Consider the following 14,457-nt stretch of genomic DNA (forward strand, 5'->3'; position numbering starts at 1 on the left):
TATGATGAAAAAACAACCAGCACAGTGGTTACTCAGTGCAGCGTCAGTGGGCATCGCCGGTATTATCTTGACCCAAAGCTACGGTACTGCAGTCGCCGAGACCAATACGGGAAGTTTCGTTCAGACCCCTGAGCAAAAGGTCACCACCCGTCAAGTAGCCGCTTTGTTGGATCGCAGTCATTATCTCAATCAGCCTTTAGATAGTAAGACTGGTAGCGAAATCCTATCAATGTATATCGATAGCCTTGACCCAAACCACACGTTATTTTTGCAATCTGATGTCGATGAGCTGAAGAAAAAACACGCTGAAGACTTTGGTGCTCGCCTAAAACAAGGTGATCTATCTGCAGGGGTAGAGGTATTTGATCGTTACCGCAAACGCTCAAACGAGTACTTTGCGATGGCTACCAAAATGCTCAAAACAGACATTGATTTGACAGGTAATGACACAATCATTCTTGATCGTGAAAAACTCGGTCATTTTAAAACCAAAAAAGAGCAGCGTGATTACTGGGAACGTCAGTTAAAGTTTCAGTTGATGAGCATTACGCTCGGTCAAGAAGACGAAAAAGCCAAAGAGAAAGTATTTTTAAGCAACCCAGATATCACACGTGGGCAAGACTTGGTACGTAACGATGAGCGTACGCCAAATGAGATTTTGCAAAATCGTTTGTCGCGTCAACAAGAGCAGTTTAAGCGTCTCAAAGATGATGAAATCATGGAGACCATCTTAAATACGGCGATGCTCACTTATGATCCGCATAGTAATTACTATGCACCGATTCAAGCGACTGAATTGCAAATCCAGTCTAGTCTTCAGTTGGAAGGTATTGGGGTCTCTATTCGTCCAGATCGCAAAAATCCAGACTATACTCGTATTGTGACTTTGGTCGATGGTGGTCCAGCCGCTAAGTCAGGTCAGATTAAGCCCAATGATTTGATCGTTGGTATCGCAAAAGATGGCGAAACCATGACGGACGTGGTTGGTTGGTCAACACGTGAAATCGTCAGCTTGATTCGCGGAAAACGCGGTACATCGGTCACACTGAAACTACGTCAACCTAACACCCCAGATGCTAGCGCCCGTACGGTCACGGTAGTACGAGACATTATTCAGCAAGAAGAGTCAGGCGTCACTCAGCGAGTGGTAGAAGTGCAGCGTCCTAATATTGATAAGACGCCAAAACGTATTGGTGTACTTGAGATACCGAGCTTTTATCTAAACTATCGTGCACGTCGCAATGGTGAAGACTACCGTAGCGTCAGTATCGATACTGAAAAAGCATTAAAAGAGTTGAATAAACAAAATATCGATGGCCTAGTGGTTGATTTGCGCAATAACCCTGGCGGCTCATTGGATGAAGTTGCCAAGATGTTAGGTTTCTTTATCAAGAGTGGACCACTGGTACAGATTCGTGATAATCGTGGCAATATTCAAGTGTATCGCGACAACGATGGCGGCGAGCAGTTGTATGATGGCAAGATGGCGGTCATTACCAACTTAGCATCGGCCTCAGCCAGTGAAATCTTTGCCGCTGCTATTCAGGACTATGGTCGCGGATTAGTAGTTGGTAGTACGACGACTGGTAAAGGCTCGGCGCAAATTCAGCTCGATAGCTTAGCCTTGGGCTCTGCTACCTTAACTCAGCGTAAGTTTTATCGTGTTACTGGCGGTAGTACACAAAATAAAGGTGTCGTACCAGACGTTGAGCTAGTCAATATCTATGACGATGCAACCTTTGGCGAGCGCGCTCAGAAAAAAGCATTGCCTTGGGACACTATCAGAACGGCGCCGTACAAGCCTGAAGGGAAGTTTACCAGTGATACTTTGGCGACGCTCAATCAACAGTCTAAGATTCGCCAACAAAAAGACCCGCAGTTTACTTATCTGTCGACGCTAAATGATATTCGTAACATGGATGATGAAAAGAAACCTGTTCGTTTAGATATCAATAGCCGCCGAGCTAAAATGCAGCTAATTGAAAAACGCTCATTAGAAGCAGAAAACAAGCGCCTTATCGCAACTGGTGAGCGTCCGTACTCTAACTGGAACACTTATCAAGCAGCGATGGACGCAAAATTTGAAGAACGTAGCCGTATGAAAGCAGCTGAACGTCCAGAATTACCAGAGGATGAAGCGTTTATCAATGAGGCAGCTTACCTGATGCTCAGCGCTGAACCTCAGACAATGCTTAGCCCTGAAGAGAAGCTATAGTGTGAAGTTATTATAACGTTACGTAATCTATGTAAGCATATGCTTACATAGATTGACGTTTAGACCTCTTACCAACGAAGGGTCAATCTGCGACTATAACTGTACGGCACGATTGAACGAAACGGTTCATTGATACTAGGGATTGGTATCTTAAAGGTCGCACTAGGGATAAGTAGTTTGCTGATTAAGGATGATAAGGCTGGATGCCTGTCAGTTATGAGATGCCCCGGGATTAGGTATCACGTAACGCTAACATGGATGGTTGGTAATAAAAGCCGCATGACGCTTGTCGTTATGCGGCTTTGTTACGTCTGGATATTAATAATTTTTATGGCGGATTCTTTAAATAGATAGTATTCAAGTTGAGCATATTTATATTAATTCGAAACTTACCGTGAAATAAGTATAAAAAAGGCCAGTAACCTTATCGGCTACTGGCCTTTTATATTAGATGATAAATCTAATAACTTACCATCTAACTATTGTCACTACACTCTAGAAGAGATTAGTGCTCAACGCCACCTGCACCATGTACATGGCCATGGTTTAGTTCGTCTTCAGTTGCTGCACGTACTTCTTGGATTTCAACATCAAATGTCAAACGCTTGCCAGCCAATGGATGGTTTGCATCAACAGTAACTTCTTGATCGTTTACAGCAGTCACAGTAACCAACATTACTTGGCCACCAGCTTCTGACTGGAACTGCATACCAGGCTGAATGTCATCAACGCCTTGGAAGTTATCACGTGGTACGTGCTGTACTGCTTGCTCTTGGTATTCGCCGTAGCCATCAGCAGGTTCAACGACTGCATTAACTTTTTCGCCAGCAGACTTACCTTCTAATTGTGCTTCTAGGCCTGGGATAATGTTGCTGTGACCATGTAGATAAGCAAGTGGCTGACCTTCTGGTGACTGGTCAAGGATATTGCCTTCGTCGTCTTTTAGTGTGTAATTGAATTTGACGGCAGTGTCTTTTGCGATAGTAGTCATAAAATATCCTAAATATATCTATGTAAAAAATTAAATACGGTTGCAATAAACCTAAAAAAGCCAATCTGCAAGCCAAAAGGCCACGTCATTAGTCAATTATCATCAGTTTATTAAAGTAACTTTAGCAGTTAGCATCTTTAATTGAGATGGCCCACATAACTTTCAAGGCAAAAAACATAAAAAATGCCAATTAATGCCACAATTTACAATAATAACTGCTATTTTCTATAGTTAATGCATAGCTATTGGCTATTCATGGTTTAGGAGTTGCTTTTTTAGAGTAGGACTTCTAGCATAATTATAAAAATAAGGACGAGAGATACGATGACTGCATTTGCCAATACCACTACTAAACAACCAGCGAGCAATGTTTCAACCAATCATGATGATACTAAGGCTAAAACGATAGCTGATATAAACTATCAATTTGATTTCGCCCGTTTCTACGAGCATTTGGTCGATGTATCACTGAGTTTTACAGCAGTATCCGATGCGCCGCAGCTTTGGTTACCAGCGTGGATACCAGGCAGTTATCTGATGCGCGAGTTTGCTCGAAACATCACTGCGGTACACTATCAAGTGATAGATGCCCAAATCGTAGATAGCGACAAGCAGTCAGAGACTCATCGCGCACGCAAAATTGACAAAAATACGTGGCAGCTGCCAGCGGTGCAAGCAGGACAGACAGTAATCGTCGAATACGAAGTCTATTGCTATGATTTGTCTGTGCGTACCGCTTACGTCGATCAGCAACGCCTTTATGGCAATTTTACCTCACTTGCGCTCGCAGTTGAGGAACAAGAGCAAGCGCCTGTCCAAGTTAGCTTGATGGTTCCTGCTGCATTTTTTGCAGACAAAGAAAGTAGCAAAGTACTGTTGGCTTGTGGTTTGGACGCTACGCACCTGCAGATTGATCAGCAGCAAAAAGGCCGTCAGCAAGCGAACCGTCAGCACATTTATAAGTTACAGGCAGCGAATTATCACGAGCTGATTGACTATCCATTTGAAATCGCAGAACAAGAAAAATTTGATTTTATTATTCATGATAATGAGCATCAGACGCTACATCATAGCTTTTACCTGTCCGGCAAGCAGAATGCCAATCTAGGTCGATTGCAGCAGGATATTACTCAGATTTGTCAGACCTATGTAAATTGGTTAGGCGATGCGCCATTTGATGATTATACCTTTATGACCTTTGCTAGCGGTCAGGACTATGGTGGGCTTGAGCATATCAACTCTACTAGCCTTATCACCCCGCGCAATGACTTGCCAAGTGCCAATGAGCCAAAGTTACCGAGTACAGATTATCAGCGGTTTTTAGGCTTATGTAGTCACGAGTATTTTCATTCATGGTGGGTGAAGACGGTGCGTCCTGATGTCATGATCGATGTCGATTTGCGCCGTGAGGCATTTACACCATTACTTTGGGTGTTCGAAGGGTTTACGTCTTATATCGATGATTTTATGTTGCAAGCGTCAGGTGTGATTGATAAAGCCAATTATCTGCGACTGCTAGCCGAGCAAATCAATCGCTACTACCAGACTCCAGGGCGTGGCAATCAAAGCGTGGCAGAGTCGAGCTTTGATGCTTGGATTAAACTGTATCGTACCGATGAAAATACAGGCAATGCAGGTATCAGCTACTATAATAAAGGGGCATTGGTAGCTCTATGTCTGGATCTAATCTTACTCAAAAATAGCGACGGTCGTTATCGTTTGTTTGATGTGGTCAAAGCTTTTTATACTCAAGCAAAGCAGAACGATAGTAAGCGGATTGGTATCAGTAGTGCTGACATGGGCTCCGTCATTGAGCAGTTTATGCCGCTAGTAGAGTGGGAAGATTTTGAACGCCGTTATGTCAATGGGGTAGAAGAGCTGCCAATTGAAGCATTGCTAATTGCAAACGGTGTCAAAATACAGGCAAATACTAAAGAAACCGCTGACAAGCATGTGCCTTGGGGTATGCGATGTAACGAAACGCCAGCTGGACTCAAGGTAAATCGTGTGATGCGAGATAGTATTGCGGCTAGAGCTGGTATTTCAGCGCATGACGTTATTATCGCGATTGATGGTATCAAAGCGGATACGAAACAACTTACCACTTTGGTTAATACAGCGCATCCTGTTGAATGCTATTTGTTCCGCCGTGATGAGCTGATGTGTGTTCAGGTTCAACCCGAAACGACAACCAAAGTTAAGCCGCGAGATGAGACAACTAGTATGACTGGAGCAGTACCTCCTCATAAAGTAAGCTTACGCTTAGCAAAAGGAGATAAGACTCTAGAGAATGATAATGAGCAATTAAAAGGTGAGGCAGGTTGGGAGACATGGCTTAATGTTATGAAACGATAGCCTCAATGCTATATCAAATACCTTTCCATACGAAAAACCCTTCCATATAAAAAATCCTCTTCCGAGCAGTACTGCTTAGAAGAGGGTTTTTGATAACCTACAATATTGTCGATATGTCTAAGCAACCTAAGTGATTAATCAATCCGTGATTGGTAACGTACAAGATTACTGCTGTTTAGCTCTGTTATCTACGTTATCTGGATTCTTATTATCGGTAGTTTCAGGCTCAATATTTTCATCTACAGAGCTACCGTCTTCGTCGTTACTTGCAGTCTCAAGCGCAGCAATCCAGTTTTTCATCACATCAATTTCAGTTTGCTGGTTATCAATGACGTCTTGCGCCAACTGACGCATCTCTTCATCTGTCCCATATTCGAGCTGAACTTTTGCCATATCAACAGCGGCAATATGATGTGGTAGCATACCGCGTGCAAATGCCATATCAGGCACGGGATCAGCCACACCCAAAGTCATTTCGCCATGCATGTTTTCCATGCTTTTAGCGTATGCTTGCTGCATCGCCACAGTATTTGGCTTAGGTTTGGCAGCATCAGGATGGCTAGCCAGCCACTTGTTTAAGACGTCGATTTCAGCTTGCTGTGCTGTGATGACGTCCTGAGCAAGCTGGCGCATCGCTTCATCAGTACCATACTTGAGCTCTATTTTTGCCATCTCTACCGCGCCGCGATGATGTCCCAACATGCCTTTAGCAAACGCGGTATCAGGATCGTTATAACCCATACCAATCATCATCTCATCATGCATTCTAGTCATTGATCTCGTATAGTCTCTGAGCATATCGCTCACTTGAGACTCATCATTGACACTGTTATCGCTGTCATTTGTTAGAGTGTCGTCTGCCATACCGTCATGCTCAGCATGTGGCATATCAGTCACTGGCGGTGAGGTTTCTTCTGCAGGATTTGATTGGTTGTCCTCTGTCGTTGGCTGACAGGCGCTCAATACAAGCGCTGCAGAAATGCTAGTGACCAACGAAAGAAAACGACGAGAAGCAATCATGACATATCCCTATTGTGAAAAAACCAAACGATAAATGGATAATACTTATTATACATAATCAATTACGTGCTGAATGTTAGCAGATAAACCTTACCCATTCGAGACACTATGTTTAACAGGTCGTAATATATTAGTGTCAGAGCTTTATATTAGGGGCTAAACAGCCAAACAGTGTGAATTAATCAACAGTATCTAAACTCAAAACCATATAAACTAGTTAAAAATACCTAGCTGACGACAGTGTTCGCTAGTTAGATGAACACGTACAAAATCTCCAACAGCTAACTCACCTAGCTCAAACCCTGCCACCGACCAACGTATCAAACGCAGACAAGGCAGACCGACGTGCGCTGTCATACGTCTAACTTGGCGGTTTTTACCTTCGTATATTGTTAGCATTAGCCATGAGTCCGGTACGCTTTTACGCTCACGTATTGGTGGATTGCGCTGCCAGAGTACCATCGGTAGCTCATCTTCACTGACGTGTTTAACCTCAGCAGGTAGCGTTTTACCATCTTTTAAAACCACGCCACGTTTGAGCTTATTGAGTTGTTCAGCAGTAGGGATTCCTTCTACTTGTACTAAGTAAGTTTTACCTTGTTTGCGCCCTGCATTGGCTTTTGGCGGATGAGTAATTGCTTTATTAACTCGACCATCATCGGTCAAAATCAGCAAGCCCTCCGAAGTGGCATCTAGCCTACCAGCAACTCGCAAAGCCTTATCGGTAAAGTATTGCGATAGGGTGGTGTGGTCGTTGTTACTATCATCTCTAAACTGACTTTGCACGCCGTAAGGCTTATTGAATAAGATGAGACTAGAAGTAGACATAAAAAGGTGTTTCCTAGTTTTTAATGGACAATGAATCATTGTAGCGTATGTTTTGTGATGCAGAGCTAGTATTAAGCAACAAGACTAAAGGCGATATATTTAATGTGCTGTATGCTACATGACCTGCTACAAAAGTAGGACAGTGCTTGTATAAATTTGCTGTTATCCTAAATCCGTATTCTGATAGTGGTATTTATATTTTTAATAGAGAAATATCCACTATCTACTAGCGGCAATCATTGTTTGGGTCTTTATGTTCATTTTTTAGCTTCAAGCTATCTTTCATATTGTTCAAATCAATGACGCAAGTGTCGTACTCATCAAAGCTTTGCTTAACCGATAAGAGCCCAGAGCGTTACCACTATAATAAAACGGTTAACATAACAAAGTGTCTAGTTCGCTTGCGACGTCCAACATACAACCAAGGAGTATCATCGATGTCATATGATAAGGTTATCGTGCCAAGAGACGGCGAAAAAGTGACCGTAAATGCAGATTTAACATTAAATGTTCCCAACCATCCGATTATTCCGTTTGTGGAAGGTGATGGAATCGGTGTAGATATCACGCCTGTCATGATAAAAGTAGTCAATGCTGCGGTTGATAAAGCGTATCACGGCAAGAAGTCTATCATTTGGATGGAGACTTATCTTGGTGAAAAGGCAGCAAAAGTATATGACGGCGACTATTTGCCAAGCGAGACGCTAGAGATTCTAAAAGACTATGTCATTAGTATCAAGGGTCCATTGACCACACCAGTGGGTGGCGGCTTTAGTTCGCTAAACGTCGCAGTGCGCCAAAACCTTGACCTGTATGTCTGCCAACGCCCCGTACGTTGGTTTGAGGGCGTGCCAAGTCCAGTACAGCATCCAGAACTGACGGATATGGTTATTTTCCGTGAAAACACAGAAGATATCTACACCGGTATCGAGTGGAAAGCAGGCAGTGATGATGCCAAAAAAGTTATCAATTTCTTAAGAGATGAGATGGGTGTGACCAGTATTCGCTTCCCTGAAGACTGCGGCATCGGTATCAAGCCTGTCTCAAAAGAAGGCTCTCAGCGCTTAGTACGCAAAGCGATTCAGCATGCCATCGATAATGATCTGCCAAATGTGACGCTAGTGCACAAAGGTAATATCATGAAGTTCACTGAAGGGGCATTTAAGGATTGGGGTTATGAGCTAGCGGCAGAGCGTTTTGGTGCAGAGTTATTAGATGGCGGTCCATGGATGACCATGAAAAATCCAAAAACAGGTAACGATATTATTATTAAAGACGTCATCGCTGATGCCTTCTTGCAGCAGATTTTGATGCGTCCTGCAGATTATTCTGTAGTGGCAACGCTCAATCTAAACGGTGACTATATCTCTGATGCATTGGCGGCTGAAGTAGGCGGTATTGGTATCGCGCCTGGTGCAAATAAAGGCGGCGCGATCGCTGTTTATGAAGCGACGCACGGTACTGCGCCCAAGTACGCTGGTCAGAATAAAGTAAATCCAGGCTCACTGATATTGTCTGCTGAGATGATGCTTCGTGATATGGGCTGGACGGAAGCAGCTGATCTTGTCATTAGCGGTATCCAAGGTGCGATTGCCAATAAAACAGTCACATATGATTTTGAGCGTCTGATGCCAGATGCTACCTTACTGAGTACTTCGGAGTTTGGTAAGGCGATTATTAAGCATATGAAAGCCTAAGACTACTTAAGCTCTAAGCATTCTATTGTATTACTATGTATCAAAAGCCGCCTGATTATATAGGTGGCTTTTTTTATTTCACTCTTCATAAAGATTGTAGAAAACACAAAAAAACACCCCAACGTTCGAAGACGGTTGAGGTGTTCTTTTACTAAGACTTAAAATCGCCTAATCGTTTCTGAGTATAAAAACCAAAAGCGATTAGGCTTAATTGTTTAAGAGCAATCGCTTAAAATTATAGCGATGCCAAAGTCTCGTTAAACAGAGCGCTTGGACGCATTGCTTTCTTAGCCAATTCTTCATCAGCATAGTAGTAGCCTTTGATATCTACTGGCTTGCCTTGAGCTTGGTTAAGTTCTTTAACAATGGCTTCTTCGTTCTCTTTTAGCTTTTGCGCGAATGGTGTAAATTGCGCTTTTAGCTCGCTATCTTTATCTTGCGCTGCAAGCTCTTCTGCCCAGTACATTGCTAGATAGAAGTGGCTACCACGGTTGTCGAGCTCGCCAGTTTTACGTGATGGCGACTTATCGTTTAGTAGCAGTTTTTCTGTTGCTGTATCTAGCGTGTCTGCCAAGATTTGAGCTTTAGCATTGTTGTCATTGTTTGCTAGATGCTCCAAAGATACCGTCAAGGCCAAGAACTCACCGAGTGAATCCCAACGTAGATGGTTTTCTTCTGTCAGCTGCTCAACGTGCTTCGGTGCAGAACCACCAGCGCCAGTTTCAAACAAACCGCCGCCTTTCATTAATGGTACAACTGATAGCATCTTGGCACTGGTACCTAGCTCTAGGATAGGGAACAAGTCCGTTAGGTAATCGCGTAGGATGTTACCGGTCGCAGAGATAGTATCTAAACCACGAGCAACGCGCTCTAGGGTATAACGCATCGCACGAACTTGAGACATAATCTCGATATGTAAGCCAGTAGTATCATGATCTTTTAGATACGTTCTAACTTTTTTGATTAGCTCGTTCTCATGTGGACGGTATGGGTCTAACCAGAAGATAACAGGCGTATCTGATTCACGAGCACGGCGTACAGCAAGTTTTACCCAGTCTTGGATAGGCTCATCTTTAACCTGACACATGCGCCAGATATCACCTTTCTCAACGCGTTTTTCAAGTAATACTTCATCAGTATCAATATCGACGATACGTGCAATACCAGCATCGCTAGACTCAAAAGTCTTGTCGTGCGAGCCATACTCTTCAGCTTTTTGAGCCATTAGGCCAACGTTAGGAACGGTACCCATTGTTTTTGGATCAAAGTTACCATGCCATTTGCAGAAGTTAATCATTTCTTGGTAAATACGCGCAAAGGTAGACTCTGGCATGACGGCTTTACAGTCATACATTTTACCATCAGCACCCCACATTTTACCGCCTGAACGAATCATTGCTGGCATAGAAGCATCAACGATTACATCACTTGGTGAATGGAAGTTGGTGATACCTTTTGAAGAGTCAACCATGGCCAGACGTGGGCGATGCTCTTGACACGCATGTAAATCACGCTCAATCTCTTCACGTTTTGAAGCTGGTAGCGTTGAGATCTTGTCGTACAAATCTGCCATACCGTTGTTGACGTTAATACCTAGCTCATCAAAGAAAGCACCATGTTTTTCAAAGGCTTCTTTGTAGTAGATTCTAACCGCATGACCAAAGACGATAGGATGCGAGACCTTCATCATGGTTGCTTTTACGTGTAGTGAGAATAAGATACCAGCTTCGCGGCAATCTTCCATTTCACGCTCATAAAACTCTAACAATGCTTTTTTGCTCATGACCATTAGATCGATGACTTCTTTATCAAGCAAAGCAATTTTAGGCTTTAATACTTTTTGAGTACCGTCATCAAGTAACAACTCCATACGTACCGTACGAGCTTTATCTAATGTCATAGATTGCTCGCCATCGTAGAAGTCGCCGCCATGCATGTGTGATACGTGCGTGCTTGACCATTGCTTCCACTCACCCATAGAGTGTGGATGCTTGCGTGCATAGTTTTTGACTGCTTTAGGAGCGCGGCGATCTGAGTTACCTTCACGCAGTACTGGGTTCACTGAACTGCCTAAGCTTTTGCCATAGCGCTTGCGTAGCTCTTTTTCTTCGTCAGTTTGTGGATCTTCTGGGAAGTTAGGAATAGCATAGCCTTTGCTCTGTAGCTCTTTGATAGCGGCTTTTAACTGCTGTACAGAAGCACTGATGTTTGGCAGTTTGATGATGTTGGTATTTGGATCTTGAGTCAGACGACCTAGCTCAGCTAAGTTGTCAGGAACACGTTGCTCTTCGGTCAAGTATTCAGGGAATTCGGCCAATATACGCGCTGCAACAGAGATGTCGCTGGTTTCAACTTCAACGCCTGCCGTTTTGGTGAATGCTTCGACAATAGGTAAGAACGACAGAGTCGCCAGCGCTGGGGCTTCGTCAGTTTTTGTATAAATAATTTTTGACATTTTAGTTAGATCTTCCTTTAGGCTGTAGTTAATAATAAAGCTCAAATATAGTGTTGAATATGCGTCAATGATACTATGCAATAATCCATGATATGGTTAGAACAAGTACTTCATATGTAGCTTCTTAGAAATTTTTAAGACAGGTCAGACATTTTCTTTTAATAATATTCATGAAAAAAGCATTTAAAGGCAACACGTTAACGGTCGGTGTAAAATCGCCTAAAAGTGAATCACTGACGCTACATTATAATCAATCCACTATAAATCCGATAGGATGTCAATCGTATACCATGAACTAAGTATACTGTTTTAGCTCGTATCCTATGGTTTCGAATTATACTAAGCTAATAACAACCTTATTCTACCAGTCATCGGCTTCGATATCATCTTTTCCATACAACTACTGTTTTTTCATGACGTTTTATATTGATCTTACTGCCCATGAGCGCAGTCGTACAAACCACCCGCGTTATCGTTGGTGGTTTTTTGTTGGGTGCGGATAAGTTTTTGCAAATTGTGACAGCAATGACGTAAAAATTTGCTAGTCTAGGTCATCAATAGATTGGTTATCGATAAATATATCGCGATTATAATAGTGACGGTGAATATGAGTTTAGAGTATGCGCTGATTAATGATACCAGCTGGCAGAGCCAAACAGAGTGGCAGACGCCAGACACCCCTTTTATGTCATTTGCTTTTTGGCAAGCCTTGACTGACACCGGAGCAATTGGTGAGCAGGCAGGGTGGCTACCGATATTTATTTTGGTACATCGTGTCACAGGCGCTACTAATAGTGCGGATAGTGAAGATAACACCGATACCTTAGTAGATAGCGCGGCAGAAAATACATTGCAACCTGTGGCTGTCATGCCAGTATTTATAAAAGGTCATCATCGCGGTGAGTTTGTATTTGATCATGCATGGGCTGAAGCTTATGCGCGCTATGGCGTTGATTATTATCCGCGACTGGTCACTAGCGCACCATATACACCGATTACTGGTCAAAGGATTTGGTTGGCAAAAGGTGAAACCTTGAATGAAGATATCCTCAAAACAGCCATCGCAGGTATCGATGATATCGCTCAACAAGTGGGCGCCTCAAGCTGGCATGGACTGTTTGTGACACCTGAGCTTGCCTCTATCGCCACCACATCTATGCCAACTGAAATTGATGTAGAGCTTGCGATAGCGGCTCAAGAAAACGGCGTAGAGTCAGCTGTTATTGAGCTACCGATATTTGAGCGTCAAGGTTGCCAGTTCTTATGGCAAAACAAAGACTTACTTAATGACCGTAAGCCATTTGCAGATTTTGATGCGTTTTTGATGACCTTAAAAGCCAAAAAGCGCAAAACCATTCGGGCTGAGCGTCGTAAAGTTGCTGAGCAGGGCATTAGTTGCCAGCGAAAGTGCGGTGATGCTATTAGCGATGCTGACTGGAAGGCTTTTTATCACTGTTATGTGATGACCTATGCAGTACGCGGACAGCAGCCTTATTTGACGATAGACTTTTTTATGGCATTGGCAGTAAGCATGCCTGAGCATATAATGCTTGCGCAAGCACTCGATGCCAGTGGTGAGATTATCGCGAGTAGTTTGTTCTTATATGATAGACCTGATAGTGACAATGTTGATGGTGACAATGTTGATGGTGATGTTGATTATGTTGATAATAATGCCACCTTATATGGTCGTTACTGGGGTGCGCTAGGTGAGTATGACAGCTTGCATTTTGAGCTGTGTTATTACCAAGGTATCGAGTTTGCTATTGAGCAAGGGTTGATGTCTTTTGACCCAGGTACGCAAGGCGAGCATAAGCTGGTACGTGGCTTTATCCCAACGACGACACATTCTATCCATCGTATCTATGATCCGCGTTTTGTACCGGCGATTGGCGATTTTTGTGCTAGAGATCGTCTGCACATGGCGCAGTATCGTCAGCAGGCCTTTGAAGCTCTGCCTTTTAATGCAGACAATATGCCTGAATTTGACGGCATTGACTCATAGCACTAATTCGTAATGGTAATCAGCTTTGATTAACTCTGTTTCTATTTGCAAACACTTTCTAACTGTTAAACATCCTATAAAAAATACTAGCCATAAACTATGACCAGCAATTCTTTTAGTTCTACCAAGGATCTACCTCCTACTGAACTCTTACCTTGGCTAAATGCTGAAGGCTCTCTCACTGCGATATTAGAAGAGAAGGCAGGGCAGCCGCTGCGCGTAAAACGCAGCTTTGAAGGCTATCGCTCGCTAACTTTAGGTCAAAAAAAGCAGCTGGGTGTACGAGGCATGATGCTAAATCGTCCAATGCTGGCATGGGTACGGGAAGTGCAGCTATATGGCAATGATGACATGCCATGGGTGCAAGCACAGAGTATCTTTCCTTTAGACAGTTTAAAAGGTCAGTCGCGTCGTCTGCAGCACTTAAAGAATACACCTATTGGCTACGTGTTATTTAAGCGTCGCCGTACCTTGCCAAATGAGCGTTTTATCAGTCATACCAGTGACGGTTGGCAACGACAAACGTGTTATGACTGGTATGGTCGCACGCTTATGATTAGTGAAACTTTCTTACCTGCGTTTTTAACTAGTGACCTGTAAAAATATTTTATGCCTAAAACAGCATAAAGGTGCAGGCAAGAGAAAAAAGTCAGCGGGTAAATCCTTTATTTTATTGGCTATTTATCTGTGTTATATAGTCATTTAATTCCCTCATCTTAAGGTGAGGTTTTTTTGCGCTCACAGCACAAATTTTCATGTTACACTTAATCTTTCGCGATGATATCGATGCAAATGTACATCGATTTTATTGACGAATCAGTCAAGTTAATAACAGGTCAGTCGCCTGTATTTATTCTTATTTCAATCTTTGCTAATAGACTCCATTCACAA

9 protein-coding genes are annotated in these 14,457 nt (G+C 43.0%); 5 read left to right on the forward strand and 4 right to left on the reverse strand.

All coding sequences use genetic code 11. The features are described from left to right. Window positions 1-4: 4 nt before the first annotated feature. The gene (locus tag QL886_RS06350) at window positions 5-2,215 is read left to right on the forward strand and encodes a carboxy terminal-processing peptidase (protein WP_290178134.1); all 2,211 of its coding nucleotides are present in this window, start codon (window positions 5-7) and stop codon (window positions 2,213-2,215) included. A 505-nt stretch (window positions 2,216-2,720) separates the two neighbouring features. Here QL886_RS06350 and QL886_RS06355 read toward each other — a convergent pair. After that, on the reverse strand, window positions 2,721-3,206 hold the full coding sequence (locus QL886_RS06355; protein WP_057758283.1) for a peptidylprolyl isomerase: 486 nt from the start codon (window positions 3,204-3,206) through the stop codon (window positions 2,721-2,723). 324 nt (window positions 3,207-3,530) lie between these two features. Between QL886_RS06355 and QL886_RS06360 the strand changes: the two genes are divergently transcribed. Further along, complete coding sequence (locus tag QL886_RS06360; protein WP_290178043.1) at window positions 3,531-5,561, forward strand: PDZ domain-containing protein; 2,031 nt, start codon at window positions 3,531-3,533, stop codon at window positions 5,559-5,561. Window positions 5,562-5,726: 165 nt separating this feature from the next. Here QL886_RS06360 and QL886_RS06365 read toward each other — a convergent pair whose 3' ends face one another. Together QL886_RS06365 and QL886_RS06370 are read right to left on the reverse strand one after the other, a co-directional pair. Then, window positions 5,727-6,581 carry a DUF305 domain-containing protein gene (locus QL886_RS06365; protein WP_290178044.1) on the reverse strand — a complete coding sequence of 285 codons (855 nt, stop codon included), beginning with the start codon at window positions 6,579-6,581 and terminating at the stop codon, window positions 5,727-5,729. Between the two features lie 213 nt (window positions 6,582-6,794). Beyond that, on the reverse strand, window positions 6,795-7,409 hold the full coding sequence (locus QL886_RS06370) for a pseudouridine synthase (protein WP_290178045.1): 615 nt from the start codon (window positions 7,407-7,409) through the stop codon (window positions 6,795-6,797). 437 nt (window positions 7,410-7,846) lie between these two features. Between QL886_RS06370 and icd the strand changes: the two genes are divergently transcribed. Continuing rightward, a complete protein-coding gene (icd, locus tag QL886_RS06375; protein ID WP_290178046.1) occupies window positions 7,847-9,106 on the forward strand; it encodes an NADP-dependent isocitrate dehydrogenase in 1,260 nt (419 codons plus the stop codon). 235 nt (window positions 9,107-9,341) lie between these two features. Here icd and QL886_RS06380 read toward each other — a convergent pair whose 3' ends face one another. Continuing rightward, window positions 9,342-11,561 (reverse strand): NADP-dependent isocitrate dehydrogenase, encoded by a 2,220-nt coding sequence (locus QL886_RS06380; protein ID WP_191114679.1) that lies wholly within the window; start codon window positions 11,559-11,561, stop codon window positions 9,342-9,344. A gap of 607 nt (window positions 11,562-12,168) precedes the next feature. On the opposite strand from QL886_RS06380, the gene QL886_RS06385 reads away from it, so the two are divergent. Together QL886_RS06385 and QL886_RS06390 are read left to right on the forward strand one after the other, a co-directional pair. Next, the gene (locus QL886_RS06385) at window positions 12,169-13,566 is read left to right on the forward strand and encodes a peptidogalycan biosysnthesis protein (RefSeq protein ID WP_290178047.1); all 1,398 of its coding nucleotides are present in this window, start codon (window positions 12,169-12,171) and stop codon (window positions 13,564-13,566) included. A gap of 99 nt (window positions 13,567-13,665) precedes the next feature. Then, the gene (locus QL886_RS06390) at window positions 13,666-14,166 is read left to right on the forward strand and encodes a chorismate lyase (RefSeq protein WP_290178048.1); all 501 of its coding nucleotides are present in this window, start codon (window positions 13,666-13,668) and stop codon (window positions 14,164-14,166) included. Window positions 14,167-14,457 lie beyond the last annotated feature (291 nt).

Source organism: Psychrobacter sp. APC 3281, assembly GCF_030407815.1.
In the GTDB taxonomy this organism is placed as follows: domain Bacteria; phylum Pseudomonadota; class Gammaproteobacteria; order Pseudomonadales; family Moraxellaceae; genus Psychrobacter.

What these genes read in the sequence shown, in the direction of transcription:
- QL886_RS06350 (WP_290178134.1), top strand. Translation starts at nt 5, where the DNA reads ATGAAAAAACAACCAGCACAGTGGTTACTCAGTGCAGCGTCAGTGGGC.
- QL886_RS06355 (WP_057758283.1), bottom strand. Translation starts at nt 3,206, where the DNA reads ATGACTACTATCGCAAAAGACACTGCCGTCAAATTCAATTACACACTA.
- QL886_RS06360 (WP_290178043.1), top strand. Translation starts at nt 3,531, where the DNA reads ATGACTGCATTTGCCAATACCACTACTAAACAACCAGCGAGCAATGTT.
- QL886_RS06365 (WP_290178044.1), bottom strand. Translation starts at nt 6,581, where the DNA reads ATGATTGCTTCTCGTCGTTTTCTTTCGTTGGTCACTAGCATTTCTGCA.
- QL886_RS06370 (WP_290178045.1), bottom strand. Translation starts at nt 7,409, where the DNA reads ATGTCTACTTCTAGTCTCATCTTATTCAATAAGCCTTACGGCGTGCAA.
- icd (WP_290178046.1), top strand. Translation starts at nt 7,847, where the DNA reads ATGTCATATGATAAGGTTATCGTGCCAAGAGACGGCGAAAAAGTGACC.
- QL886_RS06380 (WP_191114679.1), bottom strand. Translation starts at nt 11,561, where the DNA reads ATGTCAAAAATTATTTATACAAAAACTGACGAAGCCCCAGCGCTGGCG.
- QL886_RS06385 (WP_290178047.1), top strand. Translation starts at nt 12,169, where the DNA reads ATGAGTTTAGAGTATGCGCTGATTAATGATACCAGCTGGCAGAGCCAA.
- QL886_RS06390 (WP_290178048.1), top strand. Translation starts at nt 13,666, where the DNA reads ATGACCAGCAATTCTTTTAGTTCTACCAAGGATCTACCTCCTACTGAA.